This window comes from Gemella massiliensis (assembly GCF_900120125.1).
Taxonomy (GTDB): Bacteria; Bacillota; Bacilli; order Staphylococcales; family Gemellaceae; genus Gemella; species Gemella massiliensis.
The window spans coordinates 171,233-192,213 of record NZ_LT635545.1 but is presented as its reverse complement, the minus strand read 5'-3'; the positions used below and the strand labels follow the sequence as shown (position 1 = coordinate 192,213).

23 protein-coding genes are annotated in these 20,981 nt (G+C 30.9%); 15 read left to right on the top strand and 8 right to left on the bottom strand.

The genetic code is table 11. The features are described 5' to 3' along the window. Positions 1-49: 49 nt before the first annotated feature. Positions 50-1,156, bottom strand: a complete 1,107-nt coding sequence (locus BQ7358_RS03655) for a BMP family lipoprotein (RefSeq protein ID WP_062174438.1) — start codon at positions 1,154-1,156, stop codon at positions 50-52. A gap of 478 nt (positions 1,157-1,634) precedes the next feature. Continuing rightward, positions 1,635-2,750 (bottom strand): BMP family lipoprotein, encoded by a 1,116-nt coding sequence (locus tag BQ7358_RS03650; protein WP_062174436.1) that lies wholly within the window; start codon positions 2,748-2,750, stop codon positions 1,635-1,637. Positions 2,751-2,928: 178 nt separating this feature from the next. On the opposite strand from BQ7358_RS03650, the gene BQ7358_RS03645 reads away from it, so the two are divergent. From BQ7358_RS03645 to BQ7358_RS03625, 5 genes are all read left to right on the top strand, one after another. Then, positions 2,929-3,753, top strand: a complete 825-nt coding sequence (locus tag BQ7358_RS03645) for a purine-nucleoside phosphorylase (protein ID WP_062174434.1) — start codon at positions 2,929-2,931, stop codon at positions 3,751-3,753. Between the two features lie 11 nt (positions 3,754-3,764). After that, positions 3,765-4,193: an HIT family protein gene (locus BQ7358_RS03640; protein ID WP_062174432.1), complete on the top strand. Its 429-nt coding sequence runs from the start codon at positions 3,765-3,767 to the stop codon at positions 4,191-4,193. Positions 4,194-4,601: 408 nt separating this feature from the next. Beyond that, the gene (locus tag BQ7358_RS03635; protein WP_062174430.1) at positions 4,602-6,113 is read left to right on the top strand and encodes an ABC transporter ATP-binding protein; all 1,512 of its coding nucleotides are present in this window, start codon (positions 4,602-4,604) and stop codon (positions 6,111-6,113) included. Between the two features lie 12 nt (positions 6,114-6,125). After that, the gene (locus BQ7358_RS03630; protein WP_062174428.1) at positions 6,126-7,190 is read left to right on the top strand and encodes an ABC transporter permease; all 1,065 of its coding nucleotides are present in this window, start codon (positions 6,126-6,128) and stop codon (positions 7,188-7,190) included. Further along, positions 7,191-8,111 (top strand): ABC transporter permease, encoded by a 921-nt coding sequence (locus tag BQ7358_RS03625; protein WP_062174427.1) that lies wholly within the window; start codon positions 7,191-7,193, stop codon positions 8,109-8,111. Positions 8,112-8,366: 255 nt separating this feature from the next. On the opposite strand, the gene BQ7358_RS03620 is transcribed toward BQ7358_RS03625, so the two are convergent. Both BQ7358_RS03620 and BQ7358_RS03615 read right to left on the bottom strand, forming a co-directional pair. Further along, complete coding sequence (locus BQ7358_RS03620) at positions 8,367-8,999, bottom strand: YigZ family protein (RefSeq protein WP_072520222.1); 633 nt, start codon at positions 8,997-8,999, stop codon at positions 8,367-8,369. A gap of 254 nt (positions 9,000-9,253) precedes the next feature. Then, positions 9,254-10,498, bottom strand: a complete 1,245-nt coding sequence (locus tag BQ7358_RS03615) for an LCP family protein (RefSeq protein ID WP_062174423.1) — start codon at positions 10,496-10,498, stop codon at positions 9,254-9,256. Between the two features lie 170 nt (positions 10,499-10,668). On the opposite strand from BQ7358_RS03615, the gene mutM reads away from it, so the two are divergent. From mutM to BQ7358_RS03590, 5 genes are all read left to right on the top strand, one after another. Continuing rightward, positions 10,669-11,529 carry a bifunctional DNA-formamidopyrimidine glycosylase/DNA-(apurinic or apyrimidinic site) lyase gene (gene mutM / locus BQ7358_RS03610; protein WP_062174421.1) on the top strand — a complete coding sequence of 287 codons (861 nt, stop codon included), beginning with the start codon at positions 10,669-10,671 and terminating at the stop codon, positions 11,527-11,529. A gap of 15 nt (positions 11,530-11,544) precedes the next feature. Further along, entirely contained in the window at positions 11,545-12,393 is an 849-nt protein-coding gene (locus BQ7358_RS03605) for a YitT family protein (protein WP_062174419.1), read from the top strand. 199 nt (positions 12,394-12,592) lie between these two features. Beyond that, positions 12,593-13,138, top strand: coding sequence for a ribonuclease M5 (rnmV, locus tag BQ7358_RS03600; protein WP_062174417.1), 546 nt, complete (start codon positions 12,593-12,595; stop codon positions 13,136-13,138). Between the two features lie 4 nt (positions 13,139-13,142). After that, positions 13,143-14,003, top strand: a complete 861-nt coding sequence (gene rsmA, locus BQ7358_RS03595) for a 16S rRNA (adenine(1518)-N(6)/adenine(1519)-N(6))-dimethyltransferase RsmA (RefSeq protein WP_062174414.1) — start codon at positions 13,143-13,145, stop codon at positions 14,001-14,003. A 17-nt stretch (positions 14,004-14,020) separates the two neighbouring features. Then, complete coding sequence (locus BQ7358_RS03590) at positions 14,021-14,308, top strand: nucleotide pyrophosphohydrolase (RefSeq protein WP_021753522.1); 288 nt, start codon at positions 14,021-14,023, stop codon at positions 14,306-14,308. A 114-nt stretch (positions 14,309-14,422) separates the two neighbouring features. On the opposite strand, the gene BQ7358_RS08995 is transcribed toward BQ7358_RS03590, so the two are convergent. The 4 genes from BQ7358_RS08995 to BQ7358_RS03580 form a co-directional block, all read right to left on the bottom strand. After that, positions 14,423-14,731 carry a transposase gene (locus tag BQ7358_RS08995; protein WP_159428385.1) on the bottom strand — a complete coding sequence of 103 codons (309 nt, stop codon included), beginning with the start codon at positions 14,729-14,731 and terminating at the stop codon, positions 14,423-14,425. A 55-nt stretch (positions 14,732-14,786) separates the two neighbouring features. Next, entirely contained in the window at positions 14,787-15,032 is a 246-nt protein-coding gene (locus BQ7358_RS08990) for a hypothetical protein (RefSeq protein WP_106388771.1), read from the bottom strand. Further along, positions 15,001-15,825: an ISL3 family transposase gene (locus BQ7358_RS08985; RefSeq protein WP_106388770.1), complete on the bottom strand. Its 825-nt coding sequence runs from the start codon at positions 15,823-15,825 to the stop codon at positions 15,001-15,003. The genes BQ7358_RS08990 and BQ7358_RS08985 overlap by 32 nt, the downstream gene beginning before the upstream one ends. A gap of 164 nt (positions 15,826-15,989) precedes the next feature. Next, entirely contained in the window at positions 15,990-17,210 is a 1,221-nt protein-coding gene (locus tag BQ7358_RS03580) for an MFS transporter (RefSeq protein ID WP_062174411.1), read from the bottom strand. Positions 17,211-18,218: 1,008 nt separating this feature from the next. On the opposite strand from BQ7358_RS03580, the gene BQ7358_RS03575 reads away from it, so the two are divergent. From BQ7358_RS03575 to BQ7358_RS03565, 5 genes are read left to right on the top strand one after another with little or no spacing between them, the layout of a single operon-like run. Then, positions 18,219-18,995 carry an ABC transporter substrate-binding protein gene (locus BQ7358_RS03575; protein WP_231723781.1) on the top strand — a complete coding sequence of 259 codons (777 nt, stop codon included), beginning with the start codon at positions 18,219-18,221 and terminating at the stop codon, positions 18,993-18,995. Then, positions 18,961-19,227 carry an ABC transporter substrate binding protein gene (locus BQ7358_RS08980; protein WP_231723780.1) on the top strand — a complete coding sequence of 89 codons (267 nt, stop codon included), beginning with the start codon at positions 18,961-18,963 and terminating at the stop codon, positions 19,225-19,227. The genes BQ7358_RS03575 and BQ7358_RS08980 overlap by 35 nt, the downstream gene beginning before the upstream one ends. Before the next feature lie 59 nt (positions 19,228-19,286). Next, a complete protein-coding gene (locus BQ7358_RS03570) occupies positions 19,287-20,159 on the top strand; it encodes an ABC transporter permease (RefSeq protein WP_062174409.1) in 873 nt (290 codons plus the stop codon). Between the two features lies 1 nt (position 20,160). Next, complete coding sequence (locus tag BQ7358_RS08975) at positions 20,161-20,358, top strand: hypothetical protein (RefSeq protein ID WP_231723779.1); 198 nt, start codon at positions 20,161-20,163, stop codon at positions 20,356-20,358. After that, complete coding sequence (locus tag BQ7358_RS03565; RefSeq protein ID WP_234971565.1) at positions 20,337-20,933, top strand: ABC transporter ATP-binding protein; 597 nt, start codon at positions 20,337-20,339, stop codon at positions 20,931-20,933. Before BQ7358_RS08975 ends, BQ7358_RS03565 begins: the two co-directional genes overlap by 22 nt. The last annotated feature ends 48 nt before the right edge of the window (positions 20,934-20,981 follow it).

The window sequence follows — 20,981 nt, the reverse complement described above, 5'->3', positions numbered from 1 at the left end:
TGAGTTTTATGGGATATTTTATAATATTTAATTCTATATTGTGGAAAGATTATAGTTCTCCGTCAATATTTGCTTTATCAGTAATTTTAGCTACATCTGATTCAACAGTGGATTTTCCAGATTTTAAGTCTTCTACTGCTGTTTTAACTTTTGAAGCAATATCATCGCTTAAGTTAGGATTTTTCTCAGGAAGTCCAACACCATCTTCTTTGATTGTGAAGACTTTTGCTTTTCCGCCTTCAAATTTACCATCTTTAATTGCGTCTAATACTTGAGTTACAGCAACATCAATACGTTTAACTGCTGATGTTAAGATAACAGATTTTTCTACATCTTTATTATCTTTATCTTTAGCTTTGAAGATACCTTCTGAATATTGGTCTTTATCTACCCCAACGATCCAATGTTTAATTTCTCCGCTTTCTTTAACATCTTTAGTAGCTCTTTCTTGTGCTTCTTTAATAGATCCGCTACCTGTACCGCCGGCTGCTACGAAGATAACGTCTGCTCCTGCATCATACATTGTTGCTGCCAAAGTTTTACCTTTGTTTGTATCGTTGAATGATCCGCTGTAGTTATAAATGATTTTAATATCTTTATTAGCTGCTTTAGCACCTTGAACAAATCCTAAACCGAATTTCACTACTGCCGGAATTTTAGCACCACCGATAAATCCTACTTTACCGGTTTTAGATTGTAAAGCTGCTGCATATCCGGCTAAATATCCTGCTTCATGTTCAGCGAAGTTAATAGATTCTACATTTGGTTTTTCAACTACTCCATCAATAAAGATGAATTTTTTATCTCCAAATGAATCTGCTACTTTTGGTAATTCTTTTTCAAAGTAGAAACCTGCCAATGAAATAACATCAGATGCTTTCGCTGCATTTTGTAAGTTGGCAGCGATGTCACTTTGGTTTTTAGTTTCTATCGGATTAAGTGCTTTACCACCATTTTTTTCAACCCATGCTTTTACAGCTTCTACATTACTTTGGTTGAAACTTTTATCTTTTGCTCCGCCTTCATCAGTAACTACTCCGATTTTTAAATCAGATTTTGAAGATGAACCGCTATTATTAGACGATTTAGAAGAACATCCTACAATAATTAATGCTGCTGATAACACAACTGCAATTAGTGAAAAAACTTTTTTCATAAAAAATAATCTCCTTTATAATTGTATATATTAGTTATATTAAAATAATACCACAAAATAACTTAAATATCAATATTTTATTTATTTTAATACTACATATTTTTATAATGTTCGGGTTATAACGATTAAATACGTTTTCTTTTATATATAAAATCTTAATGTTCATTATTTATTTGTGCAATAGGCTAATACATATGAAAAATAAAGCATTTTCACAACTTTTTTTGACTTTGATTATCACTAAGATATTATTTTAATATATTAGTTTATAATTATCTAAATAATAATATTTATTTTATAAAAAATAAAAAATAAATCTGATTTTAAGTGTTATATTAGAATATTGTATATAAACTAGAAAATTTTTGTATGCAAGTAATTATTGCCTATTAAATCGAACGGATTACCGATAGAGATTTTGAAAAATAATGCTTAAATAAAAAAATCAGGATGAAATTTCATCCTGATTTTTTACTTTTTATAACTCGCCTTCAATATTAGTAGCTGTTCCTTTTTCTTTTAATTCAGAACCGGTACCGACTATTTCCACTTTACCTGATTTTAATTCTTCTACAGCTGCTTTAATTTTTTCCGTTGTAGTTTGATCTAAATTAGGATTTTCTTTCGGAATACCTACACCGTTTTCTTTAATTCCAAAGATATGATCGCCGTTTTTAAATTGATCTGCTTTTATATCGTTTAAAATTTTTGTAACGGCTACTTCAATATTTTTCACCGCTGAAGTTAAAACAGCTGATTTTTGATAGTCTTTTCCATCTTTATCTTTTCCTTTGAAGATTCCTTCTTCGTATTGATCTTTATCCACTCCGATAACCCAGTGTTTTATTTCTCCACTATCTTTCATATCAATAACGCCACGTTCTTTTGCTTCCGAGATGACACCGTTACCTGTGTTTCCTGCAGCTACGAAGATAACGTCCGCTCCTGAGTCGTACATTGTTGCTGCTAAGGTTTTACCTTTGTTTGTATCTGAGAATGTGCCACTATAGTTATACATAATTTTAACATCTTTGTTCGCTGCTTTAGCACCTTGGACAAAACCGATACCAAAACGCTCTACCGGTGGAATTTTTGTTCCCCCGATAAATCCTACTTTACCGGTTTTAGATTGTAAAGCTGCTATATATCCTGCTAGATAACCTGCTTCTTGCTCTTTGAATATAAGAGATGCAATATTCGGTTCATCAACAGAAGTATCTATATATAAGAATTTTTTATCTTTATTTTGTTGAGCAACTTTTGGAATTTCCTTTTCAAATTCATAACCTGCTACCGAAATTATATCAGATGCTTTTGTTGCGTTTTGTAAGTTTGCAGCTATATCTGATTGGTTTTTAGTTTCAATGACAGCCGGATCTTTTGAACCGTTAGCTTTTGTCCATGCTTGTATAGCCTCGACGTTAGCCTGATTAAAACTTTTATCTTTTGCTCCGCCTTCACCTGTTACTATACCGATTTTATAGTTTTTTCCATCGGTAGAGCCGGTTTCTTTTTTATCATTTTTTGATGAACAACCTAAAGTCACCAATGATAATGTTAATAAAATTGTTATAAGAGTGCGTATTTTTTTCATAATATCCTCCTTAGTTCGCTTTCTCTATAATATTTTATAAATACACAATAACACAAAATTTAAACGATTTCAACATGTTTTTTTAATTTTTTTACAGTAAATGAAAATTCTACTTTTTTTATTTGGTTTATGCTATAATATTTGTGATAAAGCATTTTCAGGAGGAATGAGGAATTATATGACTTACTATAATAATATTGTTGAAACGGCTAATTATATTATAAAATATTTTAATGCTAAGATAGATTATGCTGTAGTTCTTGGCAGTGGCATCACACTTGAATTAGAAAATCAACAAGAACTTGGCTATGAGGCTATCCCAAATTTTCCGGGAAATAATCGTGCTAATCATGTAAAAGGTCATGCTAATAAACTTACATTTGGGCAAATTGCCGGGAAAAATGTTCTGGTTCTTAATGGCAGACTTCATTACTATGAGGGACATAGTATGAAAGACGTTGCATTTATGACTTATGTTGTGAAATTTTTACAAGTAAAAGGGTTATTTATCACTAATGCTTGTGGAGCTGTTAATACCGATTTTTCTGAGGGGGAAATTGTTTGTCTTGATGATTTTATCTCATTGGTTAGTGATAATCCGTTAATAGGAGAAAATGATTTGCGTCTTGGAGAACGTTTTGTTGATATGACAACACCGTTCGATCCTTATTTAGTGGAAACACTAAAAAATTCTGCAAGGGAGTTGGATATTAATTTACCACAAGGTACTTACGGTTTTTTCCAAGGACCATACTTTGAAACCCGTGCCGAGATTCAGGCGTTTAAGACAATGGGATGTGACTTAGTCGGTATGTCTACCGTTCCCGAAGTTATTGCAGCAAATCACGCAGGGTTACCGGTGGCGGTTTTAGCTTGTGCTACTAATATGGCAACCGGTATTCAAGAGAAAAAGCATGATCATGAGCATGTTTTAAAAGTTGCAAAACAAATAAGTATTAATTTAAAACAATTACTTGTAAAAACTTTAGAAAATTTAAAATAGAGGTGTGTATTATGGAAAAAACAATTTTCGAAAAAATTATTGATGATGAAATTCCCAGTTACAAAATATATGAAGATGAACATGTGTATAGCTTTTTAGATGTTTTTCCAATTACTAAAGGTCATACTTTAGTAATCCCTAAAAAACATAGCCGTAATATTTTTGATTGTGACCCTGAAGTAGCAGCAAATATCGGTCGTGTTTTACCTAAAATTGCCAATGCGGTAAAAAATGCTTATGGTTGTGACGGTGTTAATATTTTTCAAAATAATGAAGAATACGCCGGGCAAAGTGTATTTCACCTGCATTTCCATATTGTTCCACGTTACAAAAATAAAGACGCTAACTTTGATAATTTGGAGATAAAATGGCCACCACAAAAAATTGAATCTGATGAATTTAAAGAAATTCAACAAACAATTATCAATAATATTAAGTAGTTTATAAGGAAAGTGCAAATAACATAGTAAACTTTTATAATTTATAAGTTTAGTTGTATAAAATTGTTAATTAATTCGGCGAAGTAATGACTTTTTTGGAGATTATTCTATAAAAGTCATTATTTTTTTGTAGTATGGTAATTTTAAAAAAGTTTTTATGCTATCCTTTGTGTATAATTTATTATGTTATTTAGTATTAAATAATAAAAAATTTGTTTTTAAATTATTGTTATAATTTTTAATTATTTCAAGAATAAATAATAACGTATACAATTCAGTTTACGACTGTAAAATAAAAAAGTACAAATAATAACAAATTAATAGTATAAAATTGTTTAAAATACTTTTCTAGTAAGAAAAAATATATTATAATATATAGGTAAGAAAATACAAAAGTGAGGTAAAGATATGTATGCTATAGAAATGCTGAACATTACTAAAAAGTTTGGCGACTTCTACGCTAATAAAGATATTACCATTCAGGTTAAGAAGAATGAAATTCATGCACTTCTTGGAGAAAATGGTGCTGGTAAATCTACGTTGATGTCGGTTCTTTTTGGGATGTATCATCAAGAAGAGGGTGTAATTAAACTTGATGGTAAAGAAGTTGACATCAAAGATCCGAAACATGCTAATAAATTGGGAATAGGAATGGTGCATCAACATTTTAAACTGATTAAAAATTTTACAGTTGCTGAAAACATTATCTTGGGAATGGAAGAAGTAAAAGGCGGTAAAATAGATTTAGAAACAGCTGCTGCGAAAATTTCAGAACTGTCAAAAAAATATGGACTTGAGGTAAATCCTAAAGCCTTGGTAGGAGATATTAGTGTCGGAATGCAGCAAAGGGTAGAAATACTTAAAATGTTGTATCGTGATGCTAACATTTTAATATTTGATGAGCCGACTGCAGTATTAACACCTGCGGAGATTGAAGAGTTTTTGGCAATTTTAAAAAATCTTCAAGCTGAAGGAAAAACAATACTCCTAATTACGCATAAATTAAACGAGATTATGGCAGTAGCCGATCGTTGTAGTATTATTCGTCGTGGGGAATACTTCGGTACTGTTGAGATATCTGAAACAACTAAAGAAAAATTAGCAAGTCTTATGATTGGTAAAGATTTGGAAATAATCAAATATGAGCGTTCACGAGATGGCGTGAAAAATATATTAGAAGTGGCAGGCGTTTATGCTGATACTACTGAAAAACAAAATATTTTACATGATTTCAACCTAGAAGTAAAAGAGAAAGAGATCCTTGGTATTGCCGGGGTTGATGGGAATGGCCAACAGCAATTTGTAGAGGTATTAAATGCTCTTTTAAAACAAACAAAAGGGAAAATTGTTTTTGAAGGGCAAGATATAACTACGCTATCAACATCAAAACGTAAAGAGTTAGGTCTTGAAATTATAGCAGAAGACAGACATAAAGATGGACTGGTTCTTGATTTTAGTATAGAAGAAAATGCGGTGTTGGAAAATTATTATACATCAAAATTTGCCGGTCGCGGTTTTTTGAAAAAACCTGTTATTTCTAAATTTGCAAAAGAATTATGTGAGAAGTATGATGTGCGAAAAGCAGGTGATGAAAAAATCTCTGCCCGTAGTATGAGTGGAGGGAATCAACAAAAACTTATTATCGGTCGTGCGTTAGAGTTAGATCCGAAATTATTAGTTACAACACAACCCACTCGTGGTCTTGATGTGGGAGCAATAAATGGTATTCACAGAATGTTGATAGATTATCGAGATAGAGGAAACAGTGTTCTTCTAATTTCGTTTGATTTAGATGAGATATTAACATTATCGGATAGAATAGCGGTTATTCATAACGGTAATATTATTGATGTTGTAGATAATGATGAAAATGTAACTAAAGAACAATTAGGTCTGCTTATGGCAGGGGTTAAGAAGTAGAGAGGAGAACGTATGTTAAAGAAAATTTTAACTAATGCGGTACTACCGATATTAGCTTCATTTATTATAGGTGCTATACTTATTTCAGCAATAGGAGCAACACCGGGTGATGTATTAAGTGTAGTAGGAGCTATTTTCTCAGATTCAAATAGTATAGCTGAGATTTTTGTATCAACTATTCCGTTAATTTGTACAGGGTTATCGGTAGCGTTCGCATTTAGAACAGGTTTATTCAATATAGGAGCAGAGGGCCAATTTATAATGGGTGGACTTTTTGCGGGGATTGTAGCTATTAAAATGCAGGGTATGAATTTTTACTTAGTATTGGTAGCTGCAATATTGGCTGGTATTATAGTTGGTGGTATTTGGGCAGGAATAGCCGGATATTTAAAAGCAAGATTTAATATTAGTGAAGTAGTTGTAACAATCATGCTTAATTATACGGCATTATATTTCGTTCAGTTTGCAGTTCCTAAGTTTATTCGTGGAACAAATGATATTATTTCTAAACCGATAGCTGATGATACCGGTGTTGGATATCTACATAATTCTCTGATTGAAGGAATTTTTAACAACTATCGTCTTGGTACGGATTTATTTTTAGCAATTATAGGTGTTATTATTTTCTATATCGTTATGGAAAAAACGGTATTTGGATATGAACTTCGTTCAGTAGGATTTAATCCGAATGCTTCTAAGTTTGTCGGTATGAAAGTTAATAGAAATACGGTTCTTTCAATGGCTATTTCCGGAGCTTTTGCAGGTTTGGGAGGAGCATTATACAATATGGGACCGGTAGGGCAGGTAGTAGCAGGTTCAACATTCCAAGGTTTTGGATATATGGGAATTGCGGTAGCCTTAATAGGTGCTAATACTGCATTAGGCTCATTATTAGGTGCGTTATTATTTGGATTCTTAGGTGTATTAACGCCACAACTATCATTTATCGGTATTCCAAAAGATATAGCTAATATTTTAATCGGCTTAATAGTATTATTTGTAGCAGCAAAAGCTATTTTTGATAATAAGTTACTTGATAAACTATTTAACAGTAAGAAACAGAAAGGAGAAAAATAGATGGATACAATATTATCACTATTAGACTCAATGTTACAATATACAGCACCTATTCTAATAGCAGCTATCGGTGGTTTCTATTCGGAAAAAAGTGGTGTTGTTAACATTGCCCTTGATGGTTTCGTAATTTTCGGTTCATTTATAGCTTCATTTATAGCGGTATCAGCATTTGACGGTTCGCCAACAATGACACAATTAATACTTTGCTTATTGATAGCAACACTTTGCGGTGGTTTAATGTCGCTTATTCACGCATTTATCAGTATTAATTTAAAAGCGGATCAGGTAATCTCCGGTACGGCGATAAACTTAATTACGCCGGCTATAGCATTATTTTTGGTCAACCATTTTAACGGAACATATGAATTACTTTTAGCTAACGGTTTTCCAAGATATACAATTGTCGGGAAATTTACGGTATATCCAACGGTTATGGTAGCAATATTGTTGGTAATTATTACCTATTATATTATTTATAAACGTCCGTTCGGATTAAGACTTCGTTCTGTTGGGGAAAATCCGCAAGCCAGTGATTCATTGGGACTTAATGTTTTTAAATATCGTTATATCGGGGTATTTATATCAGGGTGTTTAGCAGGATTAGCCGGAGCGATTATTGCAACAACATTTAGCCAAGGCTTTAATGCAGCAATTACGGTATATGGATTTGGTTACTTGGCATTAGCAGCTTTAATTTTTGGTAAGTACAATCCAATAACAATAACTTTAGCATCATTATTCTTTGGTGGAACTAAGGTATTTGCGGAAAAAGTTTCAATTTTAGCACCGGATTTACCGATTCCGGTATCGTTTTGGAATATGTTTCCGTTCGTTGCAACGATTATTGCCTTAATTGTCTTTTCTAAGAAAACTTCTACTCCTGAGGCACTTGGAGTACCTTATGATAAGGGTATGAGATAAAATAGAGAGTAGTTAACGATTAAATAGATAAATATAAAAAACTTTATATTATATTGAAAAAAATTAAAGATGACTGTTTTTGGTATGTAAAAGCAGTCATCTTTTTTGGTAAGTAAATACCACACAACACGTGGTTATATATCTTTTCCTTTAAATTTCGTATTTATTGAAGAACATTTTTGGATTAGTAAATTATTTTCTGTGCTTCATTTATTATGCAGTCAAACTTTTAGGATTTTTTGTGTTGGAATATACTTATATTTCAAATTCCAGTTGTTTTTCATTTGAAGACAGTATTTTATACTTGCCATTGGTAATATCAGCAATCCAATTATTAAAATTTTCAATATCTTCCTGTATAACATATATTGTATAAATGATTTTATCAGTGTAATCTAAATGATTTACGATAAAATTAGTTTTTTGAATTTCATATTCTATTTTTCCATTAAGATTATAATCCAACTCTATTTTTATTTCAAAAGCATTTTTTCTTTCGACGAGAGTTGAATTTTTTAAAGCGTTGATAACACCACCACTATAGGCACGTACAAGACCGCCGGTTCCTAATTTTGTACCACCGTAATATCTAATAACAACAGCACAGACATTTTTAATATTATTTTTCACTAAAATATCAAGCATTGGAGTTCCGGCAGTACCGCTGGGTTCACCATCATCATTTGCACGTGTTATTTCGTTATTATCACCAATAACATAACAAGAGCAAACATGAGTTGCATTATAGTGTTTTTTTCTCATTTTTTGAATAAATGTTTTAGCATCTTCTTCGTTATTAATTCGTACTAAATGTGTTATAAAAGTAGATTTTTTTTCGATAAATTCATCATAAGAATTTTCCTTAATTGTAATAAATTGTTTTGACATAGGTTCTCCGATAAATAAGTTTTTTAGTATTAAATCAAGTTTTGTAATCATTATCTTACAATGTTTGAAAAAAGTCAATATTATAGAGTAGCAAAATAGGAGTAGATCTAAGATATTGATTTCAAGAAATCAGTTTTATAGATCCACTCCTGAAAAACTATACCGTTTGTGTGTTTGTAAATGATACAGTTTTATATGAGTAGTTAGCATTTTAAAAGTTTATCTTTAAGATTAGATAAAACTTATTTTTGTTGTTAATTATTTTTATCGATAGTCGGACGATTTTCGTTACTGATAGTAGGATCATTTTTCAAATCCGCTTCCGATAGTCTATCAGGAAGATTAACCAATAAATCTTCAGGTGCTAAAGAAGTAAGACTTATAGGTTGGTATCTTGAAGCGGGAAGTAGATTTTTTGTTCTATATTCCTTGCGTCCGATAGCAATTCTACCTTGGTAGTAGATATTAAGCAAATCTGTAGCATTAGGTAATGATAAATCCAAGTTATTTCTTAATGCCGAAGAAGCGTATAATAGAGAACTTGGTTTTGGATAATAGTAATAAACACCATTATACATTACATCATAGCCGGATATTCTGTGTGATACTATTTCAATATCATCGTTAATGAACATTTTAATTGCTGAAGATATTTGTGTAGTTTCCAAGTTGTGTTCAACATTATTACCGGCAATATTAATTACTTCGTTAATTTTTGTTAAAGCATTTAAACTTTTAGCTTTATCAATTAATGCGTGGATAGCTTGTAGTTGTCGTTGACCACGTTCGATATCACTATCATAGTAACGACTGCGTACAAAAGCGAGTGCTTGCGCGCCACTTAGCGTATGCCAACCTTTTTTAAGTTTTATAGTATTTGCCTCTCCATTAGCGTTTTGTTCATCCATATCAAACGGAACGTATAAATCAATTCCGCCAAAAGCATCAACGGTTTGCTCGAATGCTTTAAAGTTTATTAATACATAAAAGTTAATAGGTGTATTAAGTAAATTTTCTACTGCATTAACTGTACCTTGAACGCCGTTGTACGCATGAGCATGAGTTATTTTATCAAAGAAAAAAGCATTTTCCGTATTATTATCTTTCTTATCTCGCATTAAAGTAAGAGAATCCCTAGGGATACTAACCATATCCATACGTTTTTTATCTTTATTTACAGTAGCTAAAATCATAGAATCGGTTCTACTATCCTCTCTTGTTTGCCCTTGAGCTGCACGAGAGTCATTTTCATCAATTCCTAAAAATAATACCGAGAATTTTTTAAAATTTGGATCCACAGAAGAAAGGTAATCGGCTTTTTTATACCCCTTATTAGCGGAAGAATGGAAGTTAAACAGTGTATATCCTGCAAAAGCAATCGTTCCAAATAATAATAAACCTATAACAGAAAGTATTATTCTTTTTAAACCGAATTTATTTTTTTTCTTATTTTCATAGCGACGTCTAGTTCTATCTCGTCTTGACATATTTTCAGTCATTCTAAATTATCCCCTTTAAAAAACATTTAACTTTTTTATTATACTATATAATTATCTATTTATCTACAAAAAAGAGATAATTGCTCCAAATAATAAGTAGAAATCTTTTGATATTATTGTTCTAATGTTTTAAAATAGATGTATTGAAATAAAAAATTAAGGAGTTTCTTATGCCGGAATTACCAGAAGTTGAAAATATAAAATTTGGTTTAGAAAACAAATTAAAAGAAAAGAAAATTATTGAAGTAACTTTTTCCGAAGTTGTACAAAATGGTCATTCTACCGGTAAGCAAACAATAGTAAAGCAAGATTTATTGGAATTTAGAAAAAATATTGTAAAAAAAACTATTTATAACGTTGTACGCCGAGGGAAATATTTATATTTTATTTTAGATAAAGGGTATCTTATTATCCATTTCGGAATGACGGGAGCTTTTTTTGTAGTAAAGGACGTAAGGGAAATAGATAATAAGAATTATTATAAACATCGACATGTTATTTTTAATCTAAATACCGGAGAAAAGTTGGTGTTTAGTGATATTCGTCGTTTTGGAGAGTTAAGGTATATAGATGATATTACAACATTTAAACCTTTTAACAATCTAGCGCCGGAACCGTTTGATTTAGGAACTGAACAATATTTTATATCTAAATTGAATGAGAAAAAATATAAAGAACAATCGATAAAAGCACTGCTTCTTGACGGGAATGTTTTTTGCGGTTGTGGTAATATTTATGATTGTGAAGTGCTATATAGAAGAAAAATTCATCCGTTAACTACAGCTGATAAACTTAGTTTATCAGATAAGAAAGGATTATTTAGAGAATTAGTTAATATTTTAGCGTTTGCGATTAAAGAAGGTGGCTCAACAATTTCTGATTATGTTCATACTGACGGTGGAGAAGGAAATATGCAAAATTTTCATCAAATATATGGTAAAAAGAATTGTCCTATAGGTCATAATGTTGAGAAGATAGAAATAAAAGGTAGAGCGAGTTATTTTTGTCCGATTTGTCAGAAAAGAAAATAAGAAGGAGATTGGATATTGGAGAATGCAATAGATTTTATAAAAAAGTACATTAGTGTAATAGTAGGTTCGGTTATATTTGCAGCAGGCTTGGAATTTTTCTTAATACCGAATAATATTCTTGATGGTGGTGTTATAGGTATTTCGATTATTTTTAGACATTATTTACCTTTACCGCTCGGAGTGTTTATTTTCATTTTAAATATTCCGTTTTTATATTTGGGATATAAGCAGATTGGTAGAGGTTTTGCAATTGCATCTATATTTGGGATTACGGTTTTATCCGTTGCGACATCGGTGTTTCACCCATATAAACCGTTGGTAACGGATCCGTTTTTAGCATGTATCTTCGGTGGTATTATACTCGGTATAGGAGTTGGACTTGTCATTAGGAATGGCGGGACACTTGACGGTAGTGAAATGTTTTCGATATATGCAACGAAAAAACTGCCTATTTCCGTAGGGGAAATGGTACTTGGTATTAATATAGTTATCTTTATTATATCTGGGTTTGTCTTTACATGGGAAGCGGCACTATATTCAATGATTAGTTATTTTATCGCTTCGAAAGTAATGGATATTGTTATAGAAGGGCTTAATGACTCTAAATCTGTTATGATTATTTCCGCTAATTATCAAACCATCAGTCAAGAAATTCAAGATAGATTAGGGCGAGGGGTAACATTACTTCATGGGGAAGGTGGTTACTCAGGTCATGAAACAAAAATTGTTTTTTGTGTTATTACTCGAATAGAAGAGTCTAAACTTAAAAAAATTGTTTTCAAAAATGATAAAAATGCTTTTCTATCAATAGGAACGGTAAGTGAAGTAAGCGGTGGAAACTTCAAGAAAAAAGATATACATTAATACTAATAAAACCGAAAATTTAGAGGAATTTTGTTGATGTTAAGTTATAAGTATGTAGTTATTTTTTAGAAGAATAAAATTTTAAAATCATGATTAATCTTAAAAATTAATCATGATTTTTTGTTTAATAATGATTACTTAGGACAAAAAAGAGTAACTATGGTATAATAAGATATAAATTTTACTAAGGATAATAATAATGAAAATTAAAGAGATAATAGTAGTTGAGGGTCGTGATGATACCAATCGGGTAAAAGAAGCGGTTGATTGTGATACGTTTGAAACAAACGGCTCGGCACTTACAAAAAAAAAGATTGAGCGTTTAATATATTTAGAAAAAACACGAGGTATTATTGTTTTAACGGATCCGGATTATGCAGGTAAACGCATAAGAAGTATTATTACAAATAATATTCCAACAGCAAAGCACGCTTATATATCAAACAAAAGAGCGGTTGATAGCAAGGGGAAAATCGGTATTGAAGCTGCAAAAAAAGAAGATATTGTAGCGGCGTTGAAAAAACTATATACACCGTTAACCGAACCGATAAATGAAATTACAAATGAATTATTGATTGAATTAGGTCTGGTTGGGGGAATGACATCAAAAATACTGCGTGAACAATTATGTGAATGTTTAAATATTGAATACACAAACGCTAAGCAATTATTAAATAAATTAAATATGTATGGAATAGAAAAAGAACGATTAATAGAAGAAATGAACAGAATAAATAAAGGATAAAAAGATGATAGGTACACCTAAAAAAACATTTGAAATATTAAAAAAACATGGTTTTACTTTTAAAAAAAGTTTAGGGCAGAACTTTTTGGTGGATGCTAATATATTAAATCGTATAGTAGACGGTGCGGGGATAGATAGTAATGTTGGTGTCATTGAGATAGGTCCCGGTATCGGTTCATTAACGGAAGCATTAGCTAAAAAAGCTAAAAAAGTAATTTCGTTTGAAATTGACGCTCGTTTATTGCCAATTCTATCGGAAACGTTGGCTATGTATTCTAATGTTGAAATTATTAATAACGACATATTAAAAGTAGATGTTGATTCAATTATTACTGAAAAAATGGCAAATTGTAAACAGATCATGGTTGTAGCAAATTTACCATACTATATTACTACGCCGATTTTGACACACTTAATAGAAAATACAACTAAAATTGATGGATATGTTGTGATGATGCAACGTGAAGTTGCTAACAGATTAAGTGCCGAAGTAGGAACAAAAGATTATAATTCTTTAACAATTTTATTGAATTACTATACTGATGTAGAATATTTATTTACAGTGCCTAAGAAAGTTTTTGTGCCGGCACCGAATGTTGAAAGTGCCGTTGTAAAAATTATGACGAAAGAGAAAAATGAGTTTGAAATAGAGGATGATTTTTTTAAATTTGTTAGATCTTGTTTTGTTCAACGTCGTAAAACGTTATTGAATAATTTAATATCAGGTTACGGTAAAGACAAAAAATTAGAATTTCAAATCAGTTGTAGTAATATAAATATAGATAGCACAAGACGTAGCGAAACATTAACACTAAAAGAGTTTTATGAGTTGTATACAGAGTTGAAAAATAAAAAATTAATATAAATTAAGGGAGAATTGGCATGGAAGAATTAAAAGACATTATTACATTATTTAGAAAAAAACGTGGCTGGAATGATTACAACAGTGAGGCAAATTTTGCAAAAAGTATTTCAATAGAGGCGGCGGAATTATTAGAACATTTTCAATGGGATGAAAAAAATTTTGATAAAAAGGAAGTTCAGGACGAACTTGCCGATGTCCTTATATATTCATTAGCGATGTGTTATCATATGAAAGTGGAGCCGAAAGAAATAATCAAGGAAAAACTTATTGATGTGGCAAGACGTTATCCGGAGAAAAATTGCTAAAGTTATTAACTAAGGGTAATATTTAGAATGTAATTTTAATATTTATTAACCTTAAAAATAAAAAAACTGGCTCTGTGTCAAATACGGGGCATGAGAAAAAATAAGGATAAAATGCTAAGCAATGCAGTGTTGCTTGGCATTTTTCAAAACGCCCTTAAAAGAAATATTATTTTTATACTCAGAAACAAATAACCTAGAAACAACTAAAATGCGTAATCTAAAGTTATAAAAGCTATTATAACCATAAGAAACTCTCTTTAAAACCTTTATCTTATTATTAATACCCTCCAAAGAACCATTAGAGATAGAATACCTAACACTATTAAGCATATACTCTTTATGTTTTCTCATAGTATTAATAGCCTTACTAACACCATCAGATAAACCGATAGTAGATTTTTCAATTAATTCTTTAAACTCCAACTCATTTCTATACCTTATTGCATATCTAATATCCTGAACTCTCTCATAGCTAGCCTTAAATATTACAATCTAATCCTAATAAATAATCTAAAATATCACGTCTAGTAACTAAACTCCTAAAACTCCTATTAAAGAAAAACCTACCATGAGTAACATTACTTTCATCTTCTAATATTAACTTCCAATTATTTTTTAAAAGAGTATAATTAATACCTTTTTGTTTTTTGTAAATATTCATTAGCTTAACTCTAGTTCTATTAAGTTCTCTATTAACATTTTGAATAAAGTTCTCTATTAACATTTTGAATAATATGAAACCTATCTATAACAATTTCAGCATTAGGAAACTTATTTCTAATCAACTTCATATAAGGAGTATAAATATCAATACAAATAGCCTTAACATTACTTCTAGCCTCTTTAGAAAATCTGGAAAAATAATTATTTAAAATATACTCAGTTCTACCATCAACTATATCAATAATCTCATGAGTTAAAGCATCTAAAAAAATAAAACTCATACCATTTTTACTATCTTTAGTAAACTTTAACTCATCAAAGCATAAATACTCAGGTAAGGTATTATAGTTAAGAATGTCTACATGGGATTTACATTTATAAAGAGTTCTTATAACAGTATTAACCGATACATTATTCATTTTGGCTATTTGTTTAAAAGATAAAGTATCAGCTAAATCACTCATTATAGAAAACTTAACATTTTTAGAAATACTACAGTATTTATCTACAAAAGAAGTAGTAGCTACAAATTTTTTATTACAAGTTTTACACTTGAAACGTTGCTTTCTTAGTTCCAAATAAGCAGGGATACCTGATATTTTTAATAGATTAATTCTAGTAAGTTCATTAAAGCCGTTTTTAACTACAGTATAACCTTTATTAAGACAACCACAGCATTTACACTTCTTGGGTTTATATGTTAAGGTACCTTTGAATACAAAGTACTTTTGATTATTTTTTATAGTTTCGTTATGTGTTTTCTCAATAGTTATATTTTTATCTTTTATTTGTAGTAGGTTTTTAATGAATTCTCCCTCTTTTATTTCTTTTGTTTTTGTGTTAAAATTATTCATGACAGATATCCTTTCATAGTTTATTTTTTTTGCACTTTAATTATATTGGATATTTGTCTTTTTGTATATTAAAAAACAATACGAGGTATGGATTTTTTCCCATGCCCCGTATTTATTATACAACCAAAAAACTCAGCCGATTAAGTTCGACTGAGTTTTCTTAGTTATCTACTTGTTTTAGTTTGTAGAACTTTTATATCTTTTGATTTGTAAAATAAAGCATATAATACTGTTACAAAGATAGTTAAGACGGCACATAAAATATAGATACCTCTATAAGAAAGTAAGCTGTGTACAGTACCTAGTGCGTACGGTCCGAATCCAAGACCGAGGTCAAGACCGATAAAGTAAGTAGAAAGGGCAATACCTACCTTAGTTGAATCAACCAATTTTAGACAAACGGCTTGACCATTTGACATAAATGTACCATATCCAAGTCCGATTAAAGCACCGGATAATAATAACATAAAACTACCATTTGTAAAACTTAGCATAATTAAACCAAGTGCAAGGAAAACAAAGCTGGGATACATTACGGCATTTTCTCCACGTGCATCAAAAATTCTTCCGGCAAAAGGACGAGTAGCTGTAATAATAAGTGCATAGACAACAAAGAAAAATGCACCTGCTGTACTTAGATGTAAATTATCTGCATAAATTGATAAGAAACCAAGTACACTGGAATACGCAAGTCCGATTAAAAATGCTACTAACGAGATAAATAATACTTTGTACTCAATAAATGTATTTAATGACCAACTATTAAGTAAAGATTTTTGCTCAGCAGACAGTTCAATATTTTGAACCGGAAAAAGAAAACAGAAAGCGGCAACGATTACTGATAATGCAATAGCTAATATAATAATTGCATTAAAACCAAGCATTGGTAACAGCAACATGCCTATAAATGGTCCTACAGCGGCAGCTAAACTGGTGCTAAGTCCATAGTAGTTAATACCTTCGCCGTTACGTGATTTTGGGATATATGCGGTAACAATAGCATTAGCGGCGGTAGAAATAGTACCGTAAGCAAACCCGTTTAAAAATCTAACGGTATCAAGTATGATAATATTATATGAAATAAGATAAGCAGCTGTTGTTATTAAGTAAATCAATGCACCGAAGCGCAAAATTTGTTTTCGACCGGCAATTTCCAATTTTTTACCCATATAAAGACGAGCGATAAGAGTACCTATAATATAAATACCGGCAGCGAAGCCTGCTTCAGCAGCACTGGAGTGAAGTTCGCCGGTAGCAAATTTAGCAGTAATAACCACAAAGCAATAGTAAATTAAAAATACAATAAAATTAATTGAAGTTATTGTGATAAAGCCTTTATTAAATAATTTTTCATTTTGAATAGTGTCACTAGAATGAGTGTCCATTAAAATCTCTCCTTGTAAAAAGTAATCTCTAATTTTTTCTTATATTAACTATAATACTCCTATGAAAATTAATTTTCAATAGGGAATTTTTTCATGAAATGATAAATATTCAATTTTCATCGTACAATAAAGGGAATAAGTTTAATATGTAAAAAACCCCTGAATATAACATTTTTTAATGAGTTTTATAAATAGAGAGATTTTTATTTGCTTAAAACAAAATAATGAAAACGAATTATTTCCAAAGTTTTCAAAAACTCTGTTAAAAGATGAAAACGAAATATTAAACGAAAATATATAACTTAAAATGCTCTTAATATATTTTTAATAATTTTTTAAAATAAGGATAGCTGATTATAATATTGTTTGATTCGGCATTCGGTAAAAGTTACAACGAAATAAAGAGTGTTGAAAGAAACGTTTTGGAAAAGCAGTTAAGTTAATTGCCCAAATAATTAATAAAATATTTAAAAGATGAGATTTTAATAAGAAAAAGTGTGATAAGAATATTAATGCTTATGGTGATTGTATTATTGTTATCGGCTGTATTAATTATACTTTATTAAAATTTGAAAGTAGTTTAAATATTAGTGATTTATAGAAGTAATTGTCAGATATTTTTAAAAAGTTTTAAAAAAGATATTGACAATTTTTAAAGTGTTTGTTAAAATAATGGCAAAGATAGAAAGAAGGAGAAAGAAATAAATGAGACTGTATCAAGTTGACGTATTACAACTGAATATTCGTTGGCAAAGCCACTAGATATGGAGTCGATCTTGTTTCTTAATCAAAAAGCATAGATACGACTCTCAACTGAGAAGTGAGTATCTATGTGGATTATTTGTGATACATGAACAAAGACCACATAGGAATATATCCGGGTGGTCTTTTATTATACTTTTGTTCATAGTAAGACTGTCGGGATAATGCCGGTGGTCTTTTTTTCGCATAGATACGCTTCGAAAATATATTAAAAATATTATTAACAAATTTAAAGGAGATATCAAAATGAAAATTAATAAAATTTTTGTAGCATTCGCAGTATTATTAGCATGCGTATTAGGTTATGGGGTTTATACGCATAATAAGGGTGATGAAACTTCTAAGCAACAGGAAAACAAAGAGGTTAAGGTTGGTGTACTTCAGCTGCTAAGTCATCCGGCTTTAGATCAGATTTATAAAGGCTTGGAGGATGGACTTGCAAAAGAAGGATATATTGTCGGGAAAAATTTGAAAATTGATCTACAAAATGCTCAAGGGGATCAAAGTAATTTGGCGAGTATGGGGCAAAAATTAGTAAGTGATAACAATGATATTTTAGTCGGTATTACTACACCTGCAACCCTGTCATTATCAAATTCAACAAAAGAAAAAACTATTATTATGGCAGGTATTACATATCCGGTAGAGGCGGGATTGATTCAGGCAGAAGATAAACCGGGCAATAATATTACCGGAGTTAGTGACAGAACACCGATTAAACAGCAACTTGAAGTCATGAAAAAAGTTCTACCTAATATGAAAAGAGTCGGTATTCTTTATACAGCGAGTGAAGATAATGCGGTAAAACAAGCTCAGGAGGCGGAAAAATTGGCTAAAGAATTGGGGCTTGAAACAAAAACGGCAACGGTAGCAAATACAAATGATATACAACAAGTAACGGAAAATTTGGCATCACAAACAGATGCAATCTTTGTTCCGATTGATAATACAATAGCAAGTGCAATGGCAACAGTGGTGAAAGTAACGGATGCTAAAAAAAATTCCGGTCTTTCCGTCAGCTGATACTATGGTAGCGGACGGTGGAGTATTGGGACTTGGAGTTGATCAATATAAAATTGGGCTTGAAACTGCTAAAGTAGTTGCCAAAGTCTTGAAAGGTGAAGATACAAAAACAATGCCAATAGTGTTGGCAAATAAAGGAGTTATTTACTTAAATGAAGCAAAAGCTAAACAGTTAGGTATTGAAATTCCAAAAGATATTAAAGATAAAGCAAAAATAGTTGATAAAAAATAATGTATTACAACTAATGTGTATGTTGTTTGTGTAATATTGATAGTAGAGGTAAATTATATATGGATTTAATTATATCGGCAATAGCTCAAGGTATGCTATGGGGGTTATTGTCATTAGGTTTATTTATCAGTTTTAGGGTATTAAATATTGCGGATATGACGACAGAAGGTGCATATCCGTTAGGTGCGGGTGTGTGTGTTATTTGTATTCATAACGGAATAAATCCTATTGTCGCAACATTAATAGCGATGTTTGCGGGAATGGTTGCTGGGATTATTACCGGTTTTCTTATTACGATATGCAAAATTCCCAGTTTGTTGGCAGGAATTTTAACTATGACAGCACTTCTTTCTGTAAATCTTCGTATTATGGGAAGACCTAATTTAAGTTTGTTAAATAAAGATACAATTTTCAGTAAATTATCACAGTTGGGTTTACCGACACATTATGATACTGTGTTAGTCGGTTGTTTGTTGTCAATATTAATTATCTTAGCGATGTCATTATTTTTTTCAACAGAATTAGGGCAAGCACTCATTGCTATCGGTGATAACAAAAAAATGGCAACTGCGTTGGGTATTTCAACAAAAAATATGACAATTTTAGGTTTAATGCTCGCTAATGGGATTATATCGTTAGCCGGTGCGATCTTAGCACAAAATAACGGGTATTCAGATGTTAATAGTGGCATTGGAGTGATTGTTGTAGCTTTGGCAGCTATTATTATTGGCGAAGTTATTTTTAAAGATGTAAGTTTTACACAACGTTTAGCCTGTATTATTTTTGGTGCTATTATCTACCGTTTGTTATTGGTTGGTGTTCTTAACCTAAATATTATTGCGGCAAATGATTTTAAATTAATCTCAGCGTTGGTGATTACATTATTCTTAACGTTATCGCAATTAAAGGTAAATAAAAGAGGCGGAAAGTAAAATGTCAAACATCGAAATAAAAAATATTAATAAAACATTTTTCCCTAATACCAATAGAGCACAACACGCTTTAATTGATGTTAATTTAACAATAAATAATGGAGACTTTATTACTATTTTGGGAGAAACGGAGCCGGAAAATCAACGTTTCTTAATGCTATTGCAGGTTCGTTTTTATTGGATAGCGGTGAAATTTTAGTGGACGGGAAAGATATTAGTAAAATTGTTGAATATAAACGTGCGGAGTTCATAAGTAGAGTTTTCCAAAATCCTTTAGATGGGACAGCGCCACGTATGACAGTTGCTCAAAACATGGCATTGGCACTTCGACGTGGTAAAATAAGGGGATTGAAAAAATCAATAACAAAAGAAGATAGGGTATTATTTAAACAGTTATTAAAAACTTTGGAGTTAGGACTGGAGGATAGGCTTGATAGTGAAATGGGACTTTTATCCGGAGGGCAAAGGCAGGCTATTGCACTGCTGATGGCTACGGTAAAGACGCCAAAATTATTACTTCTTGATGAGCATACTGCAGCACTTGATCCTAAAACTCAGAAAAAAATAATGGAATTAACACGAAAAAAAGTCGAAGAAAAAAAATTAACGGCATTGATGATAACGCACAATATTCAAGATGCGGTAAAATATGGAAATCGTATTATTATTTTACATCGTGGACGTTTAATTAAGGATATATGTAATGAAAAAAAAGAAAAGTTAGATTCGAAAGCAATTTATGAGTTGTTATATAATTTAGAAGATACGGAATAATAAGAGAACCAGCTTAAAAATATTTTTAGGCTGGTTTTTATATTTGAT